This is a genomic window from Amycolatopsis sp. EV170708-02-1 (assembly GCF_022479115.1).
GTDB lineage: Bacteria > Actinomycetota > Actinomycetes > Mycobacteriales > Pseudonocardiaceae > Amycolatopsis.
Genome location: NZ_CP092497.1, coordinates 6,632,812 through 6,656,752 on the forward strand (window position 1 = coordinate 6,632,812; position 23,941 = coordinate 6,656,752).

19 protein-coding genes are annotated in these 23,941 nt (G+C 71.1%); 10 read left to right on the forward strand and 9 right to left on the reverse strand.

Going from position 1 to position 23,941, the window contains the following annotated elements; all coding sequences use genetic code 11:
• Positions 1 to 107 precede the first annotated feature (107 nt).
• From MJQ72_RS30140 to mycP, 3 genes are read left to right on the forward strand one after another with little or no spacing between them, the layout of a single operon-like run.
• Positions 108 to 452 carry a hypothetical protein gene (locus tag MJQ72_RS30140; RefSeq protein WP_240594437.1) on the forward strand — a complete coding sequence of 115 codons (345 nt, stop codon included), beginning with the start codon at positions 108 to 110 and terminating at the stop codon, positions 450 to 452.
• Positions 449 to 1,408 carry a DUF6177 family protein gene (locus tag MJQ72_RS30145; protein ID WP_240594438.1) on the forward strand — a complete coding sequence of 320 codons (960 nt, stop codon included), beginning with the start codon at positions 449 to 451 and terminating at the stop codon, positions 1,406 to 1,408. The genes MJQ72_RS30140 and MJQ72_RS30145 overlap by 4 nt, the downstream gene beginning before the upstream one ends.
• 4 nt (positions 1,409 to 1,412) lie before the next feature.
• The gene (gene mycP / locus MJQ72_RS30150; protein ID WP_240594439.1) at positions 1,413 to 2,687 is read left to right on the forward strand and encodes a type VII secretion-associated serine protease mycosin; all 1,275 of its coding nucleotides are present in this window, start codon (positions 1,413 to 1,415) and stop codon (positions 2,685 to 2,687) included.
• Between the two features lie 66 nt (positions 2,688 to 2,753).
• On the opposite strand, the gene MJQ72_RS30155 is transcribed toward mycP, so the two are convergent.
• Complete coding sequence (locus MJQ72_RS30155) at positions 2,754 to 3,047, reverse strand: hypothetical protein (protein ID WP_240594440.1); 294 nt, start codon at positions 3,045 to 3,047, stop codon at positions 2,754 to 2,756.
• Positions 3,048 to 3,072: 25 nt separating this feature from the next.
• Positions 3,073 to 3,372: a hypothetical protein gene (locus MJQ72_RS30160; protein WP_240594441.1), complete on the reverse strand. Its 300-nt coding sequence runs from the start codon at positions 3,370 to 3,372 to the stop codon at positions 3,073 to 3,075.
• A gap of 133 nt (positions 3,373 to 3,505) precedes the next feature.
• On the opposite strand from MJQ72_RS30160, the gene eccCa reads away from it, so the two are divergent.
• From eccCa to MJQ72_RS30185, 5 genes are all read left to right on the forward strand, one after another.
• A complete protein-coding gene (gene eccCa, locus MJQ72_RS30165) occupies positions 3,506 to 7,465 on the forward strand; it encodes a type VII secretion protein EccCa (RefSeq protein WP_240594442.1) in 3,960 nt (1,319 codons plus the stop codon).
• Positions 7,466 to 7,539: 74 nt separating this feature from the next.
• On the forward strand, positions 7,540 to 7,923 hold the full coding sequence (locus tag MJQ72_RS30170) for a hypothetical protein (protein ID WP_240594443.1): 384 nt from the start codon (positions 7,540 to 7,542) through the stop codon (positions 7,921 to 7,923).
• A 9-nt stretch (positions 7,924 to 7,932) separates the two neighbouring features.
• Entirely contained in the window at positions 7,933 to 9,312 is a 1,380-nt protein-coding gene (locus tag MJQ72_RS30175) for a hypothetical protein (RefSeq protein WP_240594444.1), read from the forward strand.
• Positions 9,313 to 9,322: 10 nt separating this feature from the next.
• The gene (locus MJQ72_RS30180; RefSeq protein WP_240594445.1) at positions 9,323 to 9,739 is read left to right on the forward strand and encodes a hypothetical protein; all 417 of its coding nucleotides are present in this window, start codon (positions 9,323 to 9,325) and stop codon (positions 9,737 to 9,739) included.
• A 10-nt stretch (positions 9,740 to 9,749) separates the two neighbouring features.
• The gene (locus MJQ72_RS30185; protein WP_240594446.1) at positions 9,750 to 10,955 is read left to right on the forward strand and encodes a hypothetical protein; all 1,206 of its coding nucleotides are present in this window, start codon (positions 9,750 to 9,752) and stop codon (positions 10,953 to 10,955) included.
• A 236-nt stretch (positions 10,956 to 11,191) separates the two neighbouring features.
• Here the strand turns inward: MJQ72_RS30185 and eccB are convergent, their stop codons facing one another.
• Together eccB and eccD are read right to left on the reverse strand one after the other, a co-directional pair.
• Positions 11,192 to 12,625 carry a type VII secretion protein EccB gene (eccB, locus tag MJQ72_RS30190; RefSeq protein ID WP_240594447.1) on the reverse strand — a complete coding sequence of 478 codons (1,434 nt, stop codon included), beginning with the start codon at positions 12,623 to 12,625 and terminating at the stop codon, positions 11,192 to 11,194.
• Between the two features lie 4 nt (positions 12,626 to 12,629).
• The gene (gene eccD, locus MJQ72_RS30195; RefSeq protein WP_240594448.1) at positions 12,630 to 14,012 is read right to left on the reverse strand and encodes a type VII secretion integral membrane protein EccD; all 1,383 of its coding nucleotides are present in this window, start codon (positions 14,010 to 14,012) and stop codon (positions 12,630 to 12,632) included.
• 102 nt (positions 14,013 to 14,114) lie between these two features.
• Between eccD and MJQ72_RS30200 the strand changes: the two genes are divergently transcribed.
• Positions 14,115 to 15,515 carry a protein kinase domain-containing protein gene (locus MJQ72_RS30200; protein ID WP_240594449.1) on the forward strand — a complete coding sequence of 467 codons (1,401 nt, stop codon included), beginning with the start codon at positions 14,115 to 14,117 and terminating at the stop codon, positions 15,513 to 15,515.
• 74 nt (positions 15,516 to 15,589) lie between these two features.
• Here the strand turns inward: MJQ72_RS30200 and MJQ72_RS30205 are convergent, their stop codons facing one another.
• Genes MJQ72_RS30205 through MJQ72_RS30220 form a run of 4 tightly spaced genes read right to left on the reverse strand, consistent with a single transcriptional unit; the run spans position 15,590 to position 21,979 of the window.
• The gene (locus tag MJQ72_RS30205; RefSeq protein ID WP_240594450.1) at positions 15,590 to 17,761 is read right to left on the reverse strand and encodes a transglutaminaseTgpA domain-containing protein; all 2,172 of its coding nucleotides are present in this window, start codon (positions 17,759 to 17,761) and stop codon (positions 15,590 to 15,592) included.
• Positions 17,758 to 18,885 (reverse strand): DUF58 domain-containing protein, encoded by a 1,128-nt coding sequence (locus tag MJQ72_RS30210; protein ID WP_240594451.1) that lies wholly within the window; start codon positions 18,883 to 18,885, stop codon positions 17,758 to 17,760. Before MJQ72_RS30210 ends, MJQ72_RS30205 begins: the two co-directional genes overlap by 4 nt.
• A 2-nt stretch (positions 18,886 to 18,887) precedes the next feature.
• On the reverse strand, positions 18,888 to 19,841 hold the full coding sequence (locus MJQ72_RS30215) for a MoxR family ATPase (RefSeq protein ID WP_038509449.1): 954 nt from the start codon (positions 19,839 to 19,841) through the stop codon (positions 18,888 to 18,890).
• Positions 19,838 to 21,979: a fibronectin type III domain-containing protein gene (locus tag MJQ72_RS30220; protein ID WP_240594452.1), complete on the reverse strand. Its 2,142-nt coding sequence runs from the start codon at positions 21,977 to 21,979 to the stop codon at positions 19,838 to 19,840. Before MJQ72_RS30220 ends, MJQ72_RS30215 begins: the two co-directional genes overlap by 4 nt.
• Positions 21,980 to 22,108: 129 nt before the next feature.
• Between MJQ72_RS30220 and MJQ72_RS30225 the strand changes: the two genes are divergently transcribed.
• Complete coding sequence (locus tag MJQ72_RS30225; protein ID WP_240594453.1) at positions 22,109 to 23,425, forward strand: type VII secretion protein EccE; 1,317 nt, start codon at positions 22,109 to 22,111, stop codon at positions 23,423 to 23,425.
• Here MJQ72_RS30225 and MJQ72_RS30230 read toward each other — a convergent pair.
• Positions 23,418 to 23,894 carry a TspO/MBR family protein gene (locus tag MJQ72_RS30230; RefSeq protein ID WP_240594454.1) on the reverse strand — a complete coding sequence of 159 codons (477 nt, stop codon included), beginning with the start codon at positions 23,892 to 23,894 and terminating at the stop codon, positions 23,418 to 23,420. The genes MJQ72_RS30225 and MJQ72_RS30230 overlap by 8 nt on opposite strands.
• Positions 23,895 to 23,941: the final 47 nt, after the last annotated feature.

A 23,941-nucleotide genomic window follows, 5' to 3' on the forward strand; every position in this document is an offset into this window, starting at 1 on the left:
TTGTCCGCGTCCGGCGCTTCGCGGGGCGGCGTGACCTGTTGCTGTCACGCGGGTTCATCGCCTCGTTGCGCACACGACCATGTGAGACGAGGAAAGGAGCCGACCGGATGACCTTCGACGTCGTCGGCCTGTGCCGCCGGGAACCCGATGCCGACGCGCTGATCTCGGCGATCCGGGCCGCGAGCCCACTGTCCGAAGTGGAAGTCGACGAAGACCGCATGCTGTTCCTCCTGCGGCATCCCGGCGGACGGGTGGTGCTGACCATCGAGAACGCCAGGTCGGTCCGGGTGCCGGGAGAAGTGCGGCGGCTACTCGGAATCGACGTGCCGCCGCCGGTGTGGTGGGTCGAAAGCCGGGCCCCGGAAGACGACGCCGAGGCGGAAGCGATCGCGCGAGGATTCACCGCCGCCCTGGTCGCCGTGACCGGCGGATCGTCGTGGTCGAGCCGATGACCGGGCATCCGGGCGCATGGGCCCGTGCCACGCCCGAAGCGATCGTCGTCGAACAGTTCCGTGACGTGGTGCCGGCTTCCACCTGGCTCATCGACGCGGCCAGGACGGCCGTCGAAAGCGGGCGAGCGCTGCAACTCGTCACCGGTGCACGAAGCGGGCTCACCTTCCCGATGGAGTCCCTGTTGGGGGACGCGGGCGCCGGTTGGGTCGTCCGCGACGAAAACGGGGGGCATCGCGACGGCTTCCTGGGGCTTCCCCTGGACTGGAACGGCTCCCGATTCGTTCCCGAGAAGGGTGCGACGATCCCTCCGCCGAGGAAGTACTCACCGGGAAGCGGAGACCTCGAAGTCCGGATCACCACGCCGTTCCCGGCGGGGGAACCGCTCAAGCTCGGCAGGAGTACCGACACCGCGATGCGCGCGCTCACCGGCACCGGCCCGACCGGCTGGGGTGTCGCGGAACCGGTCACCGAACCCTGGTCGGTTTCCGGGATCTCCGCTCATTGCACCCGCCGGGCACCGGCTTCGGCGATAGTCGTCGGGGAAGGTGTGACCGGCAGGCTGCAGGTGTCGCAAGGGGACGACGTCGTCGTCGAGGAGGTCCGGCTGAGCGGGCCTGCCGCCGGATCCGTCGACACCCGCCGCATCGAAGACCTGGCCGCCGAATGCGCGGGCACCGTGAGGCGGATGATCGTCGGCGCGGCACCCGGGCGGACCGAGGGGGTGCGTTCCGCGATCCCGGCGCCGCCCGCGCTGCCCTACGGAGTCCTCTTCGGACATGAACTGGTCTCCGCCGCCGGAATCGCACACGCGCACCGGACCCCGGCCGCGCGGGTGAGGCTTCTGGGTGCAGGCGATCGTAAAGCCGTCTGGTGCCGGTTCGACGGCGGTGCTTCGGCGCCGTTCGAGCAACTCACCGACATCCTCCACCACTATGCGACACCCGCCGGGAGCTGAAACCGTGAAACGCACACTGGCGGCCACCGCACTCGTCGTGACCGCCCAAGTCCTCGGAACCGCGCCCATCGCCGAGGCGGCACCCCCGCCGGGTGCCTGTCAGAATCCGGAACCGGCACGGTCCGCCGTACCGGCGCAACCTTGGGCGCAGCAAGTGCTCGATCCGCGCCGGGCATGGCCGCACAGCCGGGGCGGCGGGGTACTGATCGCGGTGGTCGACTCCGGTGTCGACGCCGACCACCCGCAGCTCCAGCGTCCGGGGAAGGTCCTTCCCGGCCGGGACTTCTATCTCGCCGGCACCTTTCCGGGATCCTTCGACTGCGTCTCACACGGAACGGGGGTGGCCGCCATCGCCGCCGCGGATCCGGTCTCCGGTATCGGTTTCCACGGTGTCGCGCCGGACGCGCGGATCCTGCCGGTGCGGATCAACGATCGCGACGTCGGCGACCAGGGCGAGTCGTTGCGGATCGACCCCCAGGTCGTGGCCAACGGCATCCGGTACGCCGCGGATCAGGGCGCCAGGGTGATGAATCTTTCGTTGTCGGGGCACGAGGATTTCGCCGTCATCCGCGAGGCCGTCGCCTACGCGGTCGCGAGAGACGTCCTGGTGGTGGCCGCGGCGGGCAACGGACAGCGCGACGTGAACACCGAGCTGCCTTCGTATCCCGCCTCCTACCCCGGCGTACTCGCGGTGGGCGCGGTGGACATCGACGGCGCGCGGATCCAGGGTTCTCAGGTCGGTCGTTACGTCGATCTCGTCGCCCCGGGCGCCAAGGTGCTGACCGCGACGAGAGCGGCAGGCCACGCCTATGTCGACGGCACGAGTTTCGCCGCCCCGTTCGTGGCCGGCACCGCCGCGCTGGTTCGCTCCGCCTGGCCCCGCCTCAATGCCGCCGAAGTCACGCAACGGCTGGTGGCCACGGCAAACCCGGCCCGTGGCGGGCAGGGGAGTCCCGCCTACGGGGCCGGTCTGATCGATCCGTACCGAGCGGTGACCGACGGACTCGATCCGCAGAAACCGGCGGCTCTGCCCGCTTTCGTCCCGTCACCTCCTGACCAGGCGCGGCTCGACAGGGAAGCCTCTGACGAGCGCGCGGCGAAAATCGCGAAGTGGCTCACCATCGCAGCGGTGACCGGAATCGCGCTGGCGGCGCTGATCGCGGTCGCCGTGCCCCGAGGGCGCCGCCGTCGCTGGCGGCCCGCTCGCGCGGAGGCAGTGCCCGATCAGCCCGCCGTCGTCGAACCGCCGGAACAGGTGTTCCTGATCTCGGAGCCGTGATCGCCGTCCATGAAGAATCCCCGGAGCGCATCGCTCCGGGGGATTCTTCATGGACGGGAAAAACGATCAGCCGAACAAAGCACTGCATTTCGCGACAGTGTGCTCGTAACCGTCGGCCGCGCCATTGGTGACCACGCCCTTCTGCTGGCCACACTCGATGTCCTCACCGGCGATCTTCTGGTCGCGCATCAGCGCCGCGTAGCCGTCGACGTTGTTCTGGCCCTCCCAGAACTCCTCCGCACGCAACGCTTCGTGCCGCTGGTCGTCCAACGACTGGCTGTGCTGAGCCATCGTGCTCTGCAGGTTACCCGCGATCGCGCGCAGGTCCCCGAAGTTCGCCGAAATGAGCGAGTCGGACATTTGATCTCCCTTTCAACTCCTACGATCAGTTGATGACCGAGCCGATGGCGTTGCTCCACTCGTTGTCCACGTCGTCGTAGTTGACGTGCACCTGAGTGATCTTGTCGGACATGACGTCCACGTTCTCGGTGTTCCGGCCCCAGTTCCCTTGCCTGGTGATCTCGCCGGCCTCCGACATCCGGCTCGCCTTCCCCTTCCAGCTCGCGCTGTACCCCTGGACGGCGCTGAGGCTCGACTGCACCTGTGCGTTGATGTCCTCACCGATCGCCCGCGTCTTCGCCGCATACGCGGCCATCGCCGCGGTATCGCCGGAGAAAAAGGTCACTTCGTCCTCCATTCCACGACATGAGTGCTCCTTACCCTGGCCAAATTAGTGAGCGATCAGGGCACTTTCCGGTGGTCGGCAGCTTCCTGCCAGCGCGGTCCCGGAGCCGCCGCGGTGGCCGACGATCGATCTCGTGTCGACAGTCGTGGTGAAGCGCCCCACTCGCAGGCCGGGCCCGGAGATGCCGTCCGGTGAGCTGATCCTTCAGCCGCCGCCGGAGATCCCGCCCCCGCCCGCGCGGCAGTGGGCCCAGGTGCTGATGGTGCTGCCGATGGTGGCGATGACGGCCGGGATGCTGCTGATGTACTCCGGCAACATGGGTGGATCGATGCGCTTCGCGATCTACGGGATCATGGGTGTCGGCATGCTCGGCATGGTCGTCATGGGCTTCCTGCAGGGTGGTGGCCCGAGCAAACGGGAAATGGGACACGCCCGGCGGAAGTACCTGCGGCATCTGGCCCAGCATCGGCTGCGCCTGCGGCGTTCGATCCGCAAACAGCGCGAAGCGATGGAGTACCTCCACCCGGATCCGGCCTCGTTGTGGTCGCTCGCCGGAAGCTACCGCCTGTGGGAGCGGCGCAAGGAGGATCCGGACTTCGGCGTCGCCCGCATCGGGCTGAGCCCGCAGAGCCCGGCGACGACCCTGGTCGCTCCCGACACCAAACCGCTCGAAGAACTGGAGCCGCTGTCCGCGCTGGCGCTACGCCGGTTCATCACCACCCATTCCACTGTGGACCGGTTGCCGATCGCCATCGCGATCAACGGATTCAGCCGGATCTACCTGCGGGGAGACCGGGAGGCCACCCTCGGCATGCTGCGCGCGACCTTGGCGCAGCTGGCGACCCTGCATTCCCCCGACGACCTGCGCGTCGCGGTCTGCACGGACGAGGAACACCGGGCCGTCTGGGAGTGGACCAAGTGGCTGCCGCACGCCCTGCACCCCGAGCGTTCGGACGCCCTCGGCCCGCTTCGCCTGGTGGCACCGAGCGTGCCGGCGCTGGAGTCGATACTCGAAGAGGAGCTGGCCAAACGGCCGAGATTCGATCCCGAATCGGATGTCCGGCTGCCCGGGCCGCATCTGGTGGTGGTGCTCGACGGCGGCGCCGTCGCCGGCTCGTCCCACCTCATGACCGGGGGCGGGGTCGAAGGCGTGACGGTCGTCGACCTGACCACGATGCCGCCGCGGGCACTCGACCGGACCACCGTCGTTCTCGCCGTCGACGCGGACGGCGGGATGCTCAGCGAGACGATCGACGGCGAAGCCCCGCTGGGGAAGGCCGATCTGCTCGGACCGGTGGCGGCCGAAGGGCTCGCCCGCCAGCTGGCGCCGCTGCGACTCACCGCGGGTTTGCGCGGCGAAGCACCGATGAGCACCGAACTCGGGCTGGCCGAACTGCTGGAGCTGGGCGACCCGTACGAATTCGATCCGGCCGACACCTGGCAGCCGAGGCCGAACCGGGACCGGCTCCGGGTCCAGTTCGGCATCCAGGCCGACGGCGCCCCGATCGAACTCGACCTCAAGGAGTCGGCGCAGGACGGTATGGGGCCGCACGGTCTGCTGATCGGGGCCACCGGCTCCGGGAAGTCGGAACTGCTGCGCACGCTGGTCCTCGCGCTGGCGGTCACCCATCCGCCGAGCTCGCTGAACTTCGCGCTGGTCGACTTCAAGGGCGGTGCCACGTTCGCCAGGTTGGACGCGTTGCCGCACACCAGCGCGGTGATCACCAACCTCGCCGACGAACTGCATCTGGTCGACCGGATGACCGACGCGATCAACGGCGAGCTGATCCGGCGTCAGGAACTGCTGCGGGCGGCGGGGAACTTCTCCTCCTTGCGCGACTACGAGAAGGCACGGGCCGCGGGTGCCCCGCTGCCCGAAGTGCCCACGTTGCTGGTGATCTGTGACGAATTCTCCGAACTGCTGTCCGCCAAGCCCGATTTCATCGACATGTTCGTCCAAATCGGACGTGTCGGGCGCTCGCTCGGTGTGCATCTCCTGCTCGCTTCACAGCGTCTCGAGGAGGGCAGGCTGCGTGGCCTGGAAACCCATCTGTCCTACCGCGTCGGGCTCCGTACGTTCTCCGAGATGGAGAGCCGGGCGGTGCTCGGGGTCACCGACGCCTTCAAACTTCCGCGCGCGCCCGGGCACGGCTTCCTCAAGGTCGGCACCGAGCCGATGGACCGGTTCCGCTCCGCCTACGTCTCCGGGGTGTACCAGCGCTCCACGGGCGGAGGCGTGCCCACGACGCTGGGGGAACGCCTGGTGCTGCAGGAGTACACCACCGCCTACGTCGCCGAGGAACTCGACGTCGAGCCGGAAGAGTCCACCGAGCAGGACGACGACACGGCCGTCGGTGAAACCCTGCTGGACATCCTGGTCGACCGGCTCGAAGGACAGGGGACCCCGGCCCATCAGGTCTGGCTGCCGCCGCTGGCGGAATCGCCGACGCTGGACGCGCTGCTGCCCCCGCTGGTCACCGATGCCCGGCGCGGGCTCTCCGCCGGCGCGAGTGGTTCGCTGCGGCCGGTGCTGGGCACCGTGGACCGGCCGTTCGAGCAGCGACGCGACCCACTGGTGCTGGACCTGACCGGCGCCGCCGGGCACGTGCTGGTCATCGGCGCTCCGCAGACTGGGAAGAGCACTGTGTTGCGGACGCTGATCGCCAGCCTCGCCCTCACGCACACGCCTCGCGAAGTCCAGTTCTACTGCCTCGATTTCGGCGGGGGAACGCTCGCGTCGATCGCGGGCCTGCCGCACGTCGCCGGCGTTTCGGGCAGGCTCGACACCGGCGCCGTCCGGCGGACGGTGGCCGAGGTGTCGACGATCCTGGCTCAGCGGGAACGGCTGTTCGCCGAACAGCAGATCGACGGCATCGCCACCTATCGCAGGTTGCGCGCCGAGAACCGGTTCCCGGCGGAACGACACGGCGACGTCTTCCTCGTCATCGACGGCTGGCAGACGCTACGCGGCGATTTCCCGGAACTCGAAGAGACGGTCGGCGACATCGCCGCACGCGGCCTTTCCTATGGCGTCCACGTCGTGGCCGGGTGTTCTCGTTCGTTCGACCTGCGGATGAACGTCCGTGACCTGTTCGCCAGCAGGCTGGAGCTGAAGATCGGCGACCCGATCGACTCCGTCATCGACCGTCGTGCCGCGATGAGTGTGCCCGCCGACGCGCCGGGCCACGGCATCGCCATGAGCGGGCACCAGATGCTGATCGCGCTGCCCCGCATCGACGGTGTCACGGAGACGGACGACCTCGCCGACGGCGTCGGCGCGCTCGTCGAGGCGGTGCGGACGGCGTGGCCGGGCGAACCCGCGCCGTCGGTCCGGCTCCTGCCGGGAATCCTGCCGTACGAGGAACTCCCTCCCACCGACGGTGTGGACGGCGAAGAAGCGGGGCTCGCGGTCGGTATCCACGAAAGCGACCTGTCACCGATGCGACTCGACTTCGCCAGCGATCCGCACTTCTTCGTGCTGGCGGACACCCAGAGCGGCAAGACGTCGTTCCTCCGGGTGCTCGCCAAACGGATCCAGAAGGCCTACACCCCGGACGAAGCCCGCATCATCCTGGTCGACCACCGCCGGAGCTTGCTCGGCGAAGTGGGCGCGGACCACCTCCTCGGCTACGGCACCAACGACGAGCAGAGCGGCCGAATGCTCCTGGAGACGGCGAAGGCACTGTCGAAGCGGCTGCCGGGGCAGGACGTCACCCCCGAGCAGTTGCGGAAGAGGAACTGGTGGGAGGGGCCGGAGATTTTCGTGCTCGTCGACGACTACGACATGGTGGCGACGCACAAGGAACATCCGCTCATGGCGTTGCTGCCGCTGGCCGCACAGGGTTCGGACATCGGACTGCACGTGGTGCTGGCCCGCCGTACCGGTGGTGCGGGCCGCGGCTTGTTCGAACCTTTCCTCGGCAGGCTGCGGGAAGTGGGCACGCCCGGCCTGATGATGTCCGGCGACCGTGACGAAGGCCCGCTGCTGGGCGGCATGCGAGCGCAGGTCCTGCCCCCGGGCCGGGGCTGGCTGGTGGACCGCCGCGGCCAGAAGGGGCTGGTGCAACTCGCCTGGCTCCCGCAGCGGGAGTGACCGCTTCCTGTCGCCGCGCCCTGTCCGGCGCCCGGAAGTGTTTGCCTGTCCTCAAAACGACGTGAGGAGTGACGATGAGCGGTGACGAGATCAACGGCGACACCGACGCCATGCGGGAGTTCGCGTCCCGGATCATGGGGAGTCTCGACAAGCCGCCGGTCAGCAACATTTCCCGGAACGACGGCGAGTCGACACCGTGCGCGGGCGGGCTGGACGACTTCTGCATGCATCTCGCTATCGCGGAAGGCACAACCATCAGGAAACTCCAGACCTTCATCACACAGGCCGAACAGGGATTCGCCGCGTACAGCGCCTTTGTCCAGCAAACGGCCGCGAGCTATCTCCGTGCCGACGAGACGGCGCGCCAAGAGATCTTGAACACCTTCGTCACGCGGCGTCCGGAAGGGCTCCCGTCGGTCGATCCCCGGCTCCTGGCGCCACGCGCCGGACAACACTGAGGGGACTCCATGGCGTCCATCGAGGAGATGTACAAGCAGCTCACGACCGAGGTGAACACCCATATCCCCAAGCTGGCGGCCTCCAGCTGGCTGTGGAGAGAGGCGAGGGCCTGGATCGACGAGCAAGCGACTCTCCTGTACCAGCAGGCGAATCAGCTCGTCACCCAGGATCGGTGGCCCGACGCCGCCGGGCGTCAGTTCCTGGCACGAGTGGGCCGGGACGTCGGCGTCATGCGGACCTGGACCGACGACACCGGCATGGCCGACTCGATCCTCGACAACCGGGTTCCCGTGCCGCAGACGATGTCCACGCCGAACGTGCTTCAGGGCATCACCGATCTGGACGCAGCGCTCTGGACGGTCCATCGCGAGGTGGAAAAGCAGGTCATCCACTACAACGGGCTGTCCGAAGAGGACAGGGGAAAGCAACGGCAGGACATCGAGAAGGCCATCGCCGCCGAGATCGCCAAACTCGCCCAGCCGTACGAGGCGGCGGCACGGGCCATGTGGAACGCCGTCGGCAGAGACTGGGAGGGACCGCGGGCCGCGACGTCCGGGCAAGGAAACCCCGGACCGGCCACGAACGGCGTCCCCGTCTCCGGTGCCGCTTCTCCCAGTGCCTCGCCCTCGCCTTCTTCCCCGCAGCCACAGGAGCCCAGTCCCACCGAGGAAGAAGCCCCGGAGGCGACGGATCCGCTCAAGGACGCCCTCGAAGCGGCTCCCGGCGCCCTGGACGCCCTGAGCCAGGTCATGCAGTCGGCACAACAGCTGCTGGGCGGCGGCACGGCCTCCCCCAGCCCCACACCGCTCAGCCCGGTCGATCCGCTCGGCACGGGGAATTCCCCGACGCCCGCGGAAGTCGCGGACCGGCTCGCGGAGCTCGGTGGTGACGGCGCAGGGCTGCCGAGCCTCGCCGGCGGCGGGGTGAGCCCTGTCGGTACTTCCGGGGGCGGAGCCGGTGGTGTGCCTTCCCCGGTGACGCCGCTCGGTCAGCCATCACCCGGCGGCCTCGGCACCACCGCCTTCCCGGCGGTGGCTTCGATGTCCGCGTCAGGTTCCGGCGGCACCGGGGCGACAGGTGCTCCCGGCGCGATGCCGCCCCAGCAGCAGCAACCACAACGCGGCGGCGCGAGGACGGGCGACGGGATCAAACCCGGCGCCGCCGAGCACGCCGCCACCGGACGGTCCAGGGACCGCAAGACCGGTGCGACCCCAGGGGTTTCCCTGCTGGGCCGGTCCGGACGTGGCCGTCCGGCCGGAAGGCACACCGAACCGGCCCCGGCACCGCGCCGGTGGGACCGGGAAAACGACACGGTCCAGCTGCTCGACGAAGAGTTGTGGCAGGTCGAACAGGAAGACACAGGTCCGCGCTATCGCGCCGGACAGTGAGGAGGGGTAGATGCCCGATCGAATCAACGCGGACACCGAGTCGATGAGCGCTTATTCGAGTCAGCTCACCGCACCGGAGATGCCGCCGTCCCTGGCCCGGCTGGGAACACCGCCGAATCTGACCGGCCTCTTCGAAGGCATCGCGATGTCGGTGCTGGACAAGGCCGCGACCGCGAGCATGGCCGCGTTCATGACGAAGATGACCGAAGAAATGGTCACCGACTCGACGAAGGTCAAGACCGCCGCGATCACCTACAGCGCGGCGGACGTCACCAGCGCGCTCGAACTGGCCACATCCGCCACGAAGGTGCTCAAACAGGGCATCGATCTGGTGAAGCAGACCGCGGGCTCCGCACAGCAACCGTCCACCGCCACCGAAAAACCGGCCGAGGGGTCCGCGGGCGGCGCCCCGCAGGACCTGGTCTGAGGAGCTGATCATGGCTGTTCCCTACAACCTGCTGCCGATCGAGGCACATCTGGCGATGATCACCGCCGAGCAGGCCAATGTCGCCGTCCTCACCGACGCGGCTCGCATGTGGACCGAATCCCGTGCCTGGATCGAAAGCGCGTCGACCGAATTGCACACCAGGGTGGGCGAGCTTTCGCCGACCTGGCAGGACGACGCGGGCCGCGCCCACGAGGAAAGGGCGCAACGCTCACTCGCCGAACTCCAGTTCTGGGGCGAGCGGATCGATCTCGCTCAGCCGGCCGAGACATTGACGACGCTGGCGAGCGGTATCCAGGAGACGATGCAGGAAGTGTCGTTGCTGCACAGCCAGTACATGGCGGCGATCGCCAATCCGCTGACCGCCTGGGCGGCTCCGCTCATCCAGCAGGCCTCGGGTGCACGGATGACCGCGCTCGGCGCACAGTTCGACATGTCCATGCTCAAGGTCGTTTCGGCTTCCGGGATCCAGCAACCCGATCACATGATGCCCGAGACCCCGCAGGCCTCGGCGGAGGGGAACTCGCCCGCCGACTTCATCAAGGCCGCGGAAGCGGGCATGAACGCGCTGTCCGAAGTGCAGGGTCTGGCCGAGTCCCTAGGTGTCGGCGGCGGCAGCGGCGGGACGGGCTCGGACATCTCGGTGCCAGAAATCCCCGGCTACGACGGCGCGTCAGGTGTTTCGCTCGCCGGCCTCGCCCCGCTGCCGACCGCGGCCGGGGCGGTCCCCGCTCTCGGCGGTTTGCCGGGCGGTTCGGGAGCGCCGCCGGTTCCGACGGGGCTGCTCGGCGGCATCGGCGTGGCGGGCGGGGCGGGACTTCCGGTGGCGGCAAAGCCGATCGGGACCAAAAAGGCGCCCAGCCTGGCTTCCGAAATCCAACCGGGGGCGGCGGGCTCGTCCACCGCGAAGGCGACGACGGGCCCGATGTCCCCGATGGCGCCGCCGCACGCCGGTGGGCAGAACACGGCGAGCACGCTCAGGCCGTCGTCGAGCGACCAGCCGGTCGGGCGGAACGGGTCCGGCCGCCGGGCGTCCTCGGGCGGCAGCGACGGGGTTCCGGCGAAGCTGCGCGGCCGTGCGGCCAACGGCAATCCGGACGCCGGGTTCACGCTGACGCGCGGCCGGCGGCCGGGTGAGTCGGAGTCCGGCTCCGTACAGATGCTCGACGAAGACCTGTGGCGGACGAACCCCCGCTGAGCCGCTGGACGTGAAGGCCCCCTTCACTGCGCTAGACGCAGTGAAGGGGGCCTTCACGTCGTTTCAATTCCTGGCACATGGCGTGATGGAAGACGGAACTCGCGTGATTTAGGAGCGAACTCGCGTGTTTGGAGGCGGAACACGCTGAGACCGGATCCGCATCGTGTGTTCCGCCTCCAAGCACGCATGATCCGCCTCCAAGCACGCGAGTCACGCGCCGGGACACGGGAATCCGGTCAGCCGCCCAGGGTTTGGCGCCGCGCGGCGGCCGGGTCGAGGCTCGGGCCCTCGGGCAGCCGCGCCACCAGGCCGGCGGGCAGCCGCACCGGACGCGCCGACGGGTAGCCCAGCATCTTCAGTACATCGGGCGAAGCCAGCGGATAACGGCGCCCCATGTCGGTCACGACGGTAAGCGTTCCGGCGGGTGCCTGTGCTGAGGGCATCGCTTCGACGACGATCGCGCTGCCGGGCGGCACGTGGACGCGGTCCGCGAGCGGGGTCCCGGAGGCGGTCCGGCGGGCGGTGGTGGACATCGGATCCGCGGGCGGCATCGCCGGATCGACGGTCAGGGCGGGCGCCGCGGCGCCGTCGCCGAAGGTCGCGCACACGGTGGTGTCCTGATCGCGCAGGCGCGCGATGGCCGGACGGGTGGCGGGTGCGGCGCCCGCGTCGGCCTGGACGGGGTCCAGTTGCCGGGACATGGTCGCCAGCGATGGCGGCAGCGGCACGGTTTTCGGTTCGCCGCCGGGATAGGCGGCGAGCATCTGGGCGCTCGCGCGCTGGACGTCGTACTGCAGTTCGCTGATCGGCCGCAGGGCGTCCCGTTCGGCCAGATAGTGCTGCTGTCCCCCGCCGGAGGTCTGCACCATCAGCAACATCCCGTTCCGGATGTCGGTCCGGCCCGGCACCGCGGTCGACACCTCGCCCGCCGCGGCCACCGGCAGCGGGCCGATCGGCGTGCCTTCGGGGAGCACGTCGAGCCACGCCCGGCCGACCCGCGCCCACGGCTCGGCGGTCAGCGCGAGCCCGGTGCCGACGGCGCCGTAGTCGGTGATCCGGTGCCGGTGCCCGCGCCACACGACGAACCGGTCGCCGGTCGACGTCGATTCCACCAGCAGCGCCTGGTCCCCCAGTTCCGCGCCACCGGACGGCGAGGCGCCCGCCAGCAGCACCGATTCCTCGATCCGGCTGCCCGCCAGGTCGCTCGCGGGCGCGGAGCACAGCGACCACGATCCGGTGAGCAGTTTTTCGGGGCCGGGCAAGCCGTCCGGCGCGTCGGCGATACCGATCCGGGGCCCCCGCGGGACTCCGGCGAGTGATTCGCGCGAAACCCGTTCCGTGGTGCCGTGTTCGCCGAGCAGCAGCAGCGCGGACGCGTAGTTCGCGACGGGATGCAGCCGTTCGTCCAGGTAGACGTACCTGGTCCCGCTCTCCTTCTCCACGATGACGGCGGCGTTCTTGCGCCAGGCATTGTTCCCGCCGGGCACGATCATCCCGTAGACCCCGACGCACGCCAGCGCCACGATCGCCAGTGCGACACCGGCGAAAGCGGCACCGGAGGGACGGCGGAACGGCGGCTGCTCCGGGTCGGTCTCCCTCGTCACGAGCGCGGAGATGGCGCGCTGCACCAGGAATTGGTACGCCTGCAGCTGATCCCGTTTGGACGCCATGGTTTCAGCCCCCCAGTCCGCGCACGTAGCCGTACAGGCCGAGCACCGAGCACGCCACCGGGACGACGGCGATCGTCACCAGGATCTCGAAGTACTCGGCGATCCTGCCGAGATACGGGTTGGCGGCGCGGGTGCTCAGCACGACGCCGGAGGCGATCACGCCCGCCGCCACCGCCAGCGACAACGGCCCGGCCAGGACGAGCAGCAGCGAGCGGTCCGCCATGAGCGGGCCTGCCAGCAGGCATCCGGCGCCGAAGATCCCGGCCACCAGGATCGGCGTCCGTTGCCGCAGGATCGGGTACAGCCGTGCCCGCACCAGGAATCCGGCCGCGAGCAGGGCGACGAGGACGACCGCGGCTTCGCTGTCGCTGCGGATCAGTTGCAGCTGGCAGTACATGGCGACGATCGCCGCCCCGCCCAGCATCCCGGTGAGCAGCGCGTCCGCTCTGGCGACGGCGGCGTGCACGAGTTCGAGCGGTGGCTGGGGATCGTCGCGGACCAGATCCGCGGTCGACCGCGGCAGCACCGGCATCGGCACCCGGCCGAGCCGCAGCGAGAGCGGCGCGAACGTGGTCGAGAGCACGAGCACCCCGCCGCCGATCACCGCCGCCGACCGGTAGCCCGCCAGATCGTCGAAGGTGGCCAGCCAGCCGCCGAGCACCCCCAGGAGGCCGACGGTGGCGGCCCCCGCGAACAGGGCGGGCGCGGCGGTCACCCCCAGATGACCGACGACCGCCGCGAGCAGCAGCGCCGCGCTCGCCAGCAGCAGGTGACCGGCGGACAGCGCGCCGATCGGATCGTCGCCCGCCAGCAGCAGACCGCCGCCGGCGAAGGCGAACGGGAGCGCGACGGCGGCGAGCACCGCCCCGGCCCCGGCGTCGCGCAGCGCCCGTGCGAGCAGGACACCCGCCGCCAGCAGCAACGCCGAGACGGCCAGCGCCCAGGCCGCCGGCGCCGTCCACGCCGGGCCGGCGCGCAGCACCGCTAGCAGGCCGAAGGACATCGCCACCGCGCCGACGGCCAGCCCGGCCTGCCGCGTGTGCCGCGGCCCCCAGGCCTTGCCGGTACGGCCGGAACCGGTGGCGATCGCGTCCACGAGGTCGTCGTACTCGGGCTCCGGCCATTCGGCGCGGCGCGGCGTCAGATGGAGGATCTCCCCGTCCCGGACGCGATGCGCGCCCAGCGTCCGGTCCAGATCGAAGGCCGTCCCGTCGGCGCGGCGCAACTGCCAGCCGCCGCCGGCGACCCCGTCGTCCGCCATTCCTTCGCCCGCCCGCGCGAGCAGTCCGGGGAGGATTTCGGCGACGGACGCGTGTTCCGGCAGCGCCATGTCGATGCGCCGGTGCGGAGTGGTGATGGTGACCCTGACCAGGCCGGCAGTCTGCATGGGAAAAGGGTCGGCCAGCGACGGGCCCGCCGGGCACCGGCGGCAGGAACCTGCCGCCGGGAAAGTACTCCGGATCCGGACCTCTTGCGCGACAATGGGGTCATGAGCATCGAGACAGGGCTGCTCGCCCAGGGCCCCATCGCGACCGTGTACGCGGGCAAGGATCCCGCCACGGGCAACGACTTCGCGATCAAGATGTTCCCCGGCACCTTCGACCGCGAGACCTCCGCATGGCTCGAACGGGAGCGCAAGGCGCTGGCCGCCGTGCGCTCGACGCGCTCGGTCCTGCAGATCGACGACGTCCTGACGCTTCCCGACGGCCGATCCGGTGTCCGCCGCGAACTGTGCGCGGGTTCACTGGCCGGTGTGCTGGATTCCGGCGCCCGGCTGGGTGTTCCGGACGTGCTCGCCCTCGGCGCCGCGATCGCGTCGGCGCTCGCCGCTGCGCACGGCGCGGACGTCCTGCACGGCGGTGTGAACCCGCACAACGTGTTGTACCGGGCGTCCGGCGAGTTCGTGCTCGCCGACTTCGGCGTGGCCCTGCGGCGGCGATTCCCGCGCGACCCGATGTACGCGGTCGAGTACACCGCCCCGGAAACCCTGCGCGACGACACGCTTTCCCCCGCGTCCGACCTTTATGGACTCGGCGCGGTGCTCTACGTCGCGTTGACCGGAACGCCGCCGTTTCCGCGCCACACCGGGCAGCAGCCGGGCGAGCGGATCCTCCAGGTGCTGCGGGAACCGGTCGCGCCGATCCAGGTTCCGGGTGTCCCGGGTGAACTCTCCGCCACGATCCTGCGGTTGCTGGCCAAGGAACCGGCCGACCGGCCGCAGGACGTCGCGTCGCTGGCACGGCTGTTCACGAAGCTGAGCCGTCCCGGCGGCGAGGTCGTCACCGGTGATTCCTCAGACCTGCCAAGCGAAGAAGACGTCGAAGTCGAATTCGACGACTTCGCCGACATCAACCGGCCCGCCGCCCCGGTCCACGCCGCCCCGGCGCCGGTCCAGGTGGTGCAGGCGCCGCCGCGGGGCGGCCGCACCCTCATCCGCGAGTTCAGCGGTCCGCTCAAAACCGAACGCGGGCTTCCCTGGAAGCCCTTCGCGCTGGCGGGCGCCGGGGTGCTCGCCGCCGGGCTGGCCGTGCTGCCGCTGGTACTCGGCCCGGCGGAGATCGGCGGGCAGGCCGTCCCGGTGGCGGCCGCGATCCCGCCGCCCGCACCGGCTTCCGCGCCGGCGCCGGACGTCAAGCTGGCCCTCGCGCCGCCGAAGGACCAGAGCGATCACGTGCAGCTGACCTGGACCGCGGAAGGCGAACTGGACTTCGTCGTGATCATGGCGGGCGAGCGGATCGAAACGAAACAGCTCGTCGCGCACCGTCAGCGCAGCCTGGACGTCCCCGTCGACCCGGCGCGCCGATACTGCTTCCAGCTCAGGGCGACCGACGGACGGCACATCTACACCACCGAGCCGGTCGCGATCCGCGGCGCCCGCTGCAACCCGTGAGCTGAAGGGGACTTTCCCCGCATAGGACGCGACGAAGGGCGCTTTCCCCGCATGGCATGCGGGGAAAGCGTCCTTCAGCCCCTCCCCCGGGACTTGATCGGCACCAGGGTCCGCGGCTCGAGTGCCGCCAGCACCCGAGCCGCGAACGGTCTGGTGGCCAGCCCCCGGCGCACCTCGCCGACCTCCTGCCACGCCCGCCGGACCGAACCGTCCCCCACCGGGACGCCGGACCACAGCGTCACGTCCAGCACCTTCGCCAGCCGGGCGACCGGCTCGCGGATCCCTTCCCCGGCAAGCGATCCGGCCGATTCGGCGAGATCGCGCGGGGTCATCCCGATCCGGAACGGCACGCCGTGCGCGCGCAACCGGTCGCGGATCTCGTCCCACGCGCCGAGCACCCCTTCGGCACCGGACCGGCGACGCCGCCGCCGGGCGCGGACGACCTTGGCCACCGGGACCCCGACGAGCCAAAGGAGTCCGAAAAGGACGATCGCGGCGACGAGCGACGGCCACCACCAGCTCATCCCCGCTTCGGCGCTCTCGTCCTCGGCGGATTCCGCGGGCGTGCCCGGCGGGAGCTGGGGCGGCCGCAACTGCTGTTCGGCGGGGAGCTGGGCCCTCGCGCGGGCGACCGCCTTGCCGGGCCCCGCCTGGCTCCGCTCCGCCTTACCCGCGGCGGCGGTCGGGTCGAGCGCCACCCAGCCCGCCCCGGCGACCGCGACTTCGGGCCACGCCAGGACATCGCGGTTGCGGACGACGTGCATCCCGCCGTCGGTCTCGGCCGTGCCCCGGAACCCGACGACGAGCCGGGCCGGGATACCGCTCATCCGCGCCAGGACGACGTACGCGGCGGCGAACTGCTCGCTCGTCCCCCGCTTGCTCTCCAGCAGGAAATGCCTCAGCTGCGGCCAGCCGTGCCCGGTCGGCAGCTCCTCCGTACCCGTCGCGACCTGATAATTGGTGCTGAGGAAGCGTTCCAGCTGCAACGCGGACTGGAACGTCGGGCGCAGGCCGCGCACGGCGTCCTTCGCCACGTTCTCGATGTCGGGCGGCACCGTGCCGAGCCCGCCGAGCCCGCCCGGCACCCCTGCGTCGATCTCCCCGGCGCCGAGATCGACCTCGGGTGAAGACCAGCTGAGCCGGTAATTCCGCTCCTGGCCCGTCGACGGCGATTCCATCATCAGGGTGCCCGCCGACTCGTCCACCAACGGTGTCAGACCGTCCACTCCGGTCAGATCCTGATGGCTCGGCAGCCACGGTCCCGAAAGCCCGCGCACCTTCAGTTCCGCGCTGCCACTCACGCCGGGCGCGCCTTCGAGGCCCGCGCCGAGCCGCCGGAGCCGGGAGTCGGACAGCCAGTTCGCCCCGTCGAAACCGTTCAGCACGATCAGGCGCCACTGATCGACCGGGGTGTCACCGCGGTAGCGGAACACCTCCTCGCCCGGCCGGATGAGCCGCTGCGCGATCTCGTCCAGCGGGTTGCCGACCCGGCTCCTCGGCGGCGGCGCGGCCTGCGTGTCCTTGAGCGTCAACGGATCGCGGCCTGCCGGGTCGAGCCCGGCGAGCGCGACCGCTCCGGCGACGAGGGCGACCACAGTGGACAGTGCGGGCCAGATCGCCGAGCCGGTCACCCGCCAGGAGAACCGGGGGCCACCGGGCGCCCGGCTCACCGACCGGACGCGACGGCCCGACCACAACAGGAGCCCGGCGGGCAGCGCGTAGGCCAGCGCCGCCACCACCGCGAAGACACCCGTCACCGCCTGATACGCCTGGGCGAGACCGGCGACGGCCAGGCTGGGCACGAGCGCCACGAGCGGCTTTTTGAGACGCAGCAACAGTTCCAGGCCGAGCACGACGGCGAGCAGCACCGAAAGCGGCACGAACAGCAGCTGCTCGGGGATCGGCCGCGCGGGCCAGGTGGACTGCAGCGTGAGCCGCCAGCCTTCGGTGAGGCCGCGTGCCAGCCCCTGCAGCGAAGCGCCGGTCGGCAGGAAGGCGAGCGTGGTCGAGGCCAGCACCGTCTCGATCAGCCCGAGCAGGCCGAGCAGCGCGACGAGCAGCGGCCGGTAGGGGGTCAGCTTGGGGAACTTCGCGGTCAGTTCGGCGCAGCCGTACGCGACGAGGACGACCACGAGCACCGGGACGAGCAGCGCCGCCCAGCCGAACACGGGCGCGAACAGCAGCCCGGCGATCCCGGTCGCGCCGAGCAGCGCGGCGACCGCGATCCGGTCGAATCGGTCGCTCATGCCTTCCCCACCAAGGTATTCCACTGTGCCGCGGCACCGGCGGCGTCGACCGCGACGATCAGGCCGCGCGAGCCGGCCGACGGCCTGAGGTCACCGAGCCGGACCACGGTGTCGGGCCGCCAGCGGGCGGCGTGACCGAGATCGGCGTCGGGGCCGGTGATCAGCACGAGCACCCCGCCGGGGCGTTCGGCGGCGGCCAGTGCCGAGGGCAGCAGCGGCGCGTCGTCCGCCGCGTCCTGCGTGACGAGCGCGAGTTCGTCCAGCAGTGTCCGTGCCGCGCGCACCCCGCTGTCGGTCAGCGTGTCCGCACCCGCGGCGGTGATGAAGCGGCAGTGCTGCCCGGCCGACGCCGACGCGTAGAACAGGGAGGCCGCCACCTCGACGGCCTCCTCGAAAACCGCCGGGCTCATCGACGCGGGCCGCGTGTCGAGCACGGCGGTGAACCGGGGCTGGGCGGGGTCGGCGTACTCGCGCACCATGAGCCGTCCGGTCCTGGCGGTCGCCTTCCAGTGCAGATGCCGGACCTCGTCGCCGACCACGTACTCGCGCACCGCGCGCAGATCCGCCGAACCGCGCAGCGGCGGATCGGTGATCGGGCCTTCGTGGTGGTGCCGTGGATGACCGGCCTGCGCCGCGCGCACCGCGTGCCGCCGCGGGTGCACCCACAACCACGCGGAACTCCCGACGGTCTGGTCGCCGCGCGCGAGGTCGAACAGGTCGGGCCGGTGCACGACGAGCGGGCCGACCCGGAGTTTCCCGCGTCTCGTCGTCGGCAGCTCGTAGTGGTACGTCGCTTCCGCGCCGGGCGCGAGCGGGCGGACCCGCAGGCTGTGCGTTTCGCCGCCGATACCGTCCGCCGCGGCGAAACCGCCGTGCCGCCGCGAATCGGTGTTGCGCACGACGAGCGAGGCCAGCGCGGGTTTCCCGCGCTCGACCCGGTCCGGCTGGACGGTCCGGCCGATCTCCACCCTCGGCCGGAACCGGGTGGTGGCCAGCGCGATCAGCACCGCGCCCGCCGCGATCCCGGCGAAGGCACGGAAAAACGTGTACCCGGCCAGCTCGCCGAGGGCGTAGAACCCGGCGGCGAAGGCCAGCACGATGACGCCGCGGCGGGTGAGCCGCACGCCTACCTCCCCATCGCGGCCATGGGCGCGGCCGTGGCGCCCAGGAGTTCGTCGACGATGTCGGCGGTCCGCCGCTGGTTGAGTTCGGCGTCGGGGGTCAGCACGAGCCGGTGGTCGAGCACCGGATGCGCGACGTCCTTGACGTCGTCCGGGGTGACGAAGTCGCGGCCGAAGGTGGCGGCGAGCCCCTGTGCCGCCCGGATCAGCGCGATGCTGCCGCGCGGGCTCGCGCCGTAGCGGACGTCGGGATGCGAGCGGCTCGCCGCGGCCAGCCGGACCGCGTAGTTGACGATCTCCGGCGCCAGATGGGACTTCCGGACCTCGTCGATCACGGACTGGACGTCGGCGATGCTCAGTACCGGCTTCAGTTCGTCCGGCGTCACCCCGGCGCAATCCCCCATCACCACCCGCATCTCGGATTCCAGATCCGGGTAGCCGACCGAAATACGCATGAGGAACCGGTCGAGCTGCGCTTCGGGCAGCCGGTAGGTGCCCTCCAGCTCGATCGGGTTCTGCGTGGCCACCACGAGGAACGGCCTCGGCACCGCCTGTCCGACCGAATCGACGGTGACCCGGCGTTCGGCCATCACCTCCAGCAGCGCGGCCTGTGTCTTGGGCGTACCCCGGTTGATCTCGTCCGCCAGCACCACGTTGGCGAAGATGCCGCCGGGGTGGAACTGGAAGCGTTCGTTGTTCTGGTGGTAGACCATCACGCCGGTGATGTCGCCGGGCAGCAGGTCGGGGGTGAACTGGATCCGGCTCCACCGGCCGCCGATGCTGGCGGCGACGCAGCGCGCGATCGTCGTCTTGCCGACGCCGGGCACGTCCTCCATCAGCAGATGCCCTTCGGCGAACAACGCCGCCACGGTGAGCCGGACGACCTCCGGTTTCCCGCGCACCACCGATTGCACGTTCTCGGCGATCTGCTCGAAGGCGACCCTGGGTGTGAGCGTCACAGAAGTTCCTTTTCCTTTCGTCGGCGCAGGCCGACCATCGCGATCGGCCCGAGCCAGATCAGCGAGCCACCGGGGGCGCCGCCGCCCGCGCCGGGCGAACCGGTCCAGCTGTCCGTGCCGGTTCCCCCGGACGTCTTGATGGTGGCCGTCACCGTGATGGCACCGAAATAGACCACGTTGTTGATGTTCAAGCTGGTGGCGCCGGAGCAGGCCTTCGAGGCCGAACGGGCGCCGTTGAACTCCGCCTGGCAGGTCGCGGCCGCGCCCTTTCCGTTGGCGTTGACCGAAACGATCAGTCCCGTGGTGCCGACGCGGACACCGGAGATGGTGATCGACGGCGGATCCGACGGCACCGGCACGGTCACCTTCCGGCTGCCGGTGGCGCCGTTGATCGCCGCTCCCGAGCCGAACTTCGTGACCGCGCGGACCGTGACGGTCGCGGTGCCGGTGACCCCGGTGAACTCCGCGGACGTGGCCGAAACCGTGCGCTGGCCCTTGCCCGTCACGCTCACCAGGTAGTGCACCAGCGTGCCGCCGCGGAGGTCGGGCTGGGTCCAGCTCACCGAAACCTTGCCGGCAGCGGTGGCGTTCGCGGTGACGACCGGCGCCCCGGCAGGCCGGTTCGCGGGTCCCGGGATGACCGCCTTGGCGCTGGCGCCGACCCCGAGGCCCGCCGAGTTCTCCGCGACCACGGTGACCACGTACGGGGTTCCGTTGGTCAGCCCGGAGATCGTGGTTCCCCGTGACGATCCGCTCACCCGGGTGGAACCGCCGGTCCAGGTCACCCGGTAGGCCGTGATCCGCGCGCCGTTCTCCGCCGCCGGGCTCCACGAGACCTTGATCGAGCCGTCCCCCGAGCTCGCGCTCACCTTCCTCGGCGCGCCGGGCGGAGTCGCCTTCGCCACGGGAGGGGGCGGGGGCGCCTGCTGCGTGTTCGGCGGCGCCTGCTGTTGCTGTGGCGGGGGCTGGTCGCCGGACGGTTCCGGATCGGCCGAAGGCGCGCCTGCGGTCTGGGTGTTGGCCGCCTTGTCGACGTCGACGTCGACCACCGTGCCGTCGTCACCGTTGACGACCAGCACGTGCGAGCCGTCGGAACTGTCGACGTAGATCCGGTTGTCCTCGCCCTTGGCCAGCCTCGGCGGCGTGCCCTGCCCGGGCACCTTCGCGGTGGACTTGAGCTTGCCGTCGGCGTCGTAGGTCAGCACCTCGCCGCGGGTTTCGTCGACCAGGGCGACGACGTTCGAGGAGGAGAGCGGGCCGTTGAACCGGCTGCCCTTGGTCAGCTCGACCGAAATCGGCTTCGCGGAGGGGCGGTCCTGGTCGAGGCCGCTGATGTCGATGAGGTGGAGCTGGTTGCGCTCGGGGTCGGCGATGGCCAGCCGGTCGCCGACGGCGCTGTTGGCGACCTGTGCCGACGGCGAAAGCTTGATGCCGAGCGGAAGGCCGTCACCGAGCCCCTCCGGGCCGACGCGGTGGAGGCTGTCGCCGGTGGTGTCGAGCACGACCGGCCGGTCGCCGACGAGCGTGAGCCCGCCGCCGTGCCCCGGCGGGAGCTGAGCGGGGCAGGTCATGACGGCGGCGCCCTTGGGCAGATCGCAGACCGCGCCGTTGTCGACGCGGTGCGCCCACACCGTCCCCTCGGTGGTCGCGACCGGCCGGGACAGTGGCCCCCCTGCGGGCACTGTCGCGGCCGGGTCGCCGAGCCGCACGATCTGCCCGGCGTTGCGGTAGACCAGGTACGGGCCACCCGCGATCTCCATCACGAACGGCGTTTCCGGCGCGGGCGGCGGCGTGGACTCCGCCACGCTCAAGGTCGCCTTGTCGAACTCCGTGATGCGGTTCCGCTCGACCACGTAACCGGAGCCGTCCCCCTGCGCGACCTGGCTGCCGTTCGCGCCGGGCACGTCCGCGCGCGCGTCGACGCGGTTCGTCGAGCCGTCGATGTGGAACGCGGACTGCGCGGCGTCGTTGTAGACCCAGTGGCCGACCTGGACGAACTCCAGCCGTTCCGGGGTCGCCGCCTGTCCGGTCACGGCCAGCCCGATCAGCGCCAGGCAGCCAGCGACCACCAGCGCCACGGCCATTCTCGTCCTGGCGACCACGCTGAACCGCTTCGTGCCCCGCTCGTCGGTGTTCACGCGATCAAGCTAGAGAGCGACCATGAAATTTCGATGAAACCCCTGTCTCGCCGCCCGCGGACGCCGTGTCATCGAAACCTCATGTTCGCCGGGAAGGCTCGGGCGGACCCGGTTCGAGGAGGCAGGACGATGACCGATCTCGGCGCGGCGAGGGCGGACGGGCGGTACTCCGCACCGCCGCCACCGCTTCCGCATTTCGCCCCGGCCGTGCCGCGGGCCCAGGCCGTGGCCGATCCGCTCGCCTACGCCGCGCCCGCCGCGCGGGCCGCCGCCCGTGAAGCCGCGCTGGCCGCGCTCACGGCGGCTCGGCAGGCGGAGCAGCGGCCGCGCTGGTCCGCGGCGGCGCCCGTCGCCGCTCCTGCGCCCGGCCCGCCGCGGCCGAATCCGCCGTCGCCCGGCCGAGGACGGCGGCCCGGCCGGATCGGCGGGATCGGGGTGGCGCAGATCGTCTGCTGGCAGCTCGTCCTCGTCGCGCTCGTCCTGGTGGCGGGGCGGCCCTGGCCGCTGGCGGCCGCGGTGGTCACCGCCGCCGTGGTGGTCCTCGCGCTCACCGCCGTGCGGATTCGCGGACGCTGGCTCTACGCCTGGCTCGGTTCGGCGTCGGGCTACCTGACCCGCGACCGCGACCGGGATCTCCGGCACGCGGGCGAGGCGGGCCGGGCGCTGCTGCGCCTGCTGTCGCCGGAAGCGACCGGGATCACCGGCGAGATCGGCGACGAGCCGGTGTTCATGGTCAGCCGCGCCGACGGGATCACCGCTGTGCTGCAACCGAAATCCGCCGCGCGCGAGCAGCCGATGCCGTCGCCGGAGACCTTGCTTCCGCCGTCACGCGAGCAGGCATTGGACGTCGCCGCGCAGGTCATCCACCACATCGGCGCGGACCGCTCGCGGCCGCCGCGGGGCTGGGTCGCGCTGCAGGCCCTGCGCACCGCCGACGTCCACCGCGACGCCGATGTGCGGCAGGCACTCGGGAACACGGTCCGGCGCGTGCGGCGGCAGCTTCGCCGCGACGGCCTGCCGGTGCGGGCGCTCAGCGAAAACGAGGTCCTCGGCACGCTCGCGTCGCTCGCGCACGTCACGGCGGGCCGGGCGCGGATCCGTGAAGACTGGCGGTTCTGGCACAGCGGGCAGATCTGCCAGGCCACGTTCCGCCTCGACGGCTGGGACGCGCTTCCCCCGGTGCTCGCGGCGGATCTGTCACGCCGTCTGCTCGCCGCGGCCCCCGGATCCGCGGTGACCCTGGCCGTGACCGCGCGCCGGGGCGCCGCCGAGACCGAACCCGGCGTCAGCGCCGCGATCCGGATCGCGGCCGCGGGGGCTCAGGCGGTCGACCACGCGGTGCGGGACCTGGAACTCGCCGCGCGCCGCGGCGGGATCACCCTGGACCGGCTCGACGGCAGGCACGCCAAGGGAGTGGCCGCCACCCTGCCGATCGGGGTCAGTTGAGCACGACGATCGCGGCGGTGAGCGCGGTCGCGTACAGCGTCCAGGCGAGGTACGGCACCAGCAACGCGGCCGAGACCCGGGAAGACCGGCGGAAATACAGCGCGGTGACGACGATCGCGACATCGAGCAGGACGATGTCCACCAGCGCCAAGCCGTACGCGCCCGCCGCGAAGAACAGCGGCGTCCAAGCGGCGTTCAGGACCAGTTGCCCCGCGTACCAGGCCAGGGCCCGGCGGTCGCCGCCGGATTTCCAGTACAGCCAGCCCGCCACCGCGATCGCGAGGTACAGGACCGTCCACACCGGACCGAACAGCCAGGCGGGCGGCGCGAACGACGGCAGTTCGAGTCCACTGTAGACGGATCGGGCGCCGGCCGCGGCGAGCCCGCCGACGACCGCCACCACCGCGACCGCCGCCAGGAACGGGAGGAACGCCAGCGGCGCGCGGAGCCGTCCTGGGATCGTGGTCATCGTCCGAGCGTACGGGCGACGGCACGGGCTCGCGCGCTCAAAAACCC